The sequence below is a fragment of the Acidisphaera rubrifaciens HS-AP3 genome (assembly GCF_000964365.1).
Lineage (GTDB): Bacteria > Pseudomonadota > Alphaproteobacteria > Acetobacterales > Acetobacteraceae > Acidisphaera > Acidisphaera rubrifaciens.
Map to the genome: position 1 here is coordinate 1 of NZ_BANB01000814.1, position 1,864 is coordinate 1,864.

Annotated in this window: 2 protein-coding genes; both read right to left on the bottom strand. The window is 72.5% G+C overall.

Annotated features, from left to right (window positions below; translation table 11 throughout):
- Positions 1-909 (bottom strand): amino acid ABC transporter permease (locus tag B8460_RS18070; RefSeq protein WP_052945303.1); only part of this gene is annotated, 909 nt, incomplete at its 3' end.
- Positions 909-1,864: amino acid ABC transporter substrate-binding protein (locus tag B8460_RS18075; protein WP_048863013.1), on the bottom strand; the 956-nt coding region annotated here is incomplete at its 5' end. The genes B8460_RS18075 and B8460_RS18070, both read right to left, overlap by 1 nt.

Below are 1,864 nucleotides of genomic sequence, written 5' to 3' on the forward strand. Positions count from 1 at the left end.
CGCATCGACGCCCGCCATCGCGAGGCTGATCAGAAGGCTGATCGTCAGGTACGCCGCCATGATCAGCGCCACGCCCTCGATCGCCTGCCCGGTCTGGTTCAGCGTGGTGTCCGCGATCGACACGATCTCCGGATAGCCGATCGCGACCGCGAGCGAGGAGTTCTTCACGAGGCTCAGATACTCGCCCGTCAGCGGCGGGATGATGACGCGCAGCGCCTGCGGCAGCACGACATGGCGCAGCGTCTGCGCCCGCGTCAGGCCGAGTGCCGCGGCCGCCTCGCTTTGCCCGCGCGGCACCGCGAGGATGCCGCCGCGCACCGTCTCCGCCACGTACGCCGCCGTGTAGAACACCAGCCCGGCCAGCAGCGCGAGGAACTCCGTGCTGACCGCGACGCCCGCCGTGTAGTTGAACCGCCCCATCGCCGGGTGGATCAGGAACAGGCCCCGGTTGCACAGCACGCCGAACGGGCCGAGATGCCACGCCCCCGCGCCCGGCGGCGGCAGATGCAGCAGCACCGCGTACCAGGCGAGCAACTGCAACAGCAGCGGCACGTCGCGCAGCACCTCCACATAGACGGCGGCCAGCCGCGACAGCAGCCAGTTGCGCGCCAGCCGCGCGATGCCGATCGCGGTGCCGAGCCCCGTCGCCAGCACGATGCCCACGGCCGCGACCCGCAACGTGTTGAGCACGCCGATCAGCAGCGCCCGCGCATAGGTGTCGGCCGCCGGATGCCAGGCGATCGGCGTCTCGCCGATCGGCATGCCGGCGATGTCATGCAGGAAGCCGAAGCCGCTCGCGATGTGCCGCGCGGCGAGGTTGCGCCCGGCATTGGCAGCGAACCACGCAAGCGGCAGCGCGACCGCCGCCAGCACCGCCGCCTGCACCAGCAAGTCGCGCAGACGCCGCATCAGCGCAGCGGCGGCGCATACATCAGCCCGCCCTTCGTCCACAGCGCGTTCATCCCGCGCGCGAGGCCGAGCGGCGCGATGTCGCGGTCCCACATCTCGGCGTAGTTGCCGACCTCGCGGATGATGTCGTACGCCCAGCTCGCCCGCAGGCCGAGGGCTGCGCCCAGATCACCCTCCACGCCCAGCAGCCGGCGCACATCGGGCGCGGTGCTGCCGTCGCGCGCGGCGGCGACGTTGGCGCTGGTCAGCCCCTCCTCCTCCGCGAGGATCTGCGCGAACAGCGACCAGCGGACGATGTCGAACCAGCCGTCGTCGCCCTGTCGCACCATGGCGCCCAGCGGCTCCTTGCTGATGCGGTCGGGCAGGACGGTGAACTCGTCGGCGCGCGCGCCCTGCGTCGCGCGGAACGTCGCCAGCGCCGAGCCGTCGGTCGCATAGGCGTCGCACCGCCCGGCGAGCACGGCGGCGCGCAGCTCCGTCACGTCCTCGATCAGCAGCGGATGAAATGTCTTGTCATGCTGGCGGAACCAGTCGGCGACCATCAGCTCCGTGCTGCTGCCCGGCTGCATGCACACCGTCGCCCCGTCGAGCTGATCCGCCCGCGTGATGCCGCCGACGCGCCGGACCAGGAAGGCGGTGCCGTCATAGAAGTTCACCCCCGCCGCCAGCAGGCCGAGCCCCGCCTCCCGCGCCAGCGTCCAGGTGGTCTGGCGCACCAGCAGATCGACCTCGCCCGATTGCAGCGCGGTGAAGCGGTTCTGCACCGTCGTCGGCACGTAGCTGACGCGGGCCGCGTCGCCGAACACCGCCGCCGCCACCGCGCGGCACCAGTCGGCGTCCAGCCCGCGCATCACGCCATGCGCGTCGGGCAGGGAGAATCCGGCGACGGTGCCGGCGATGCCGCAGGCGACGGCGCCGCGCGCGCGCACGGCGGCGAGCGTGGGCGACGGTCCGG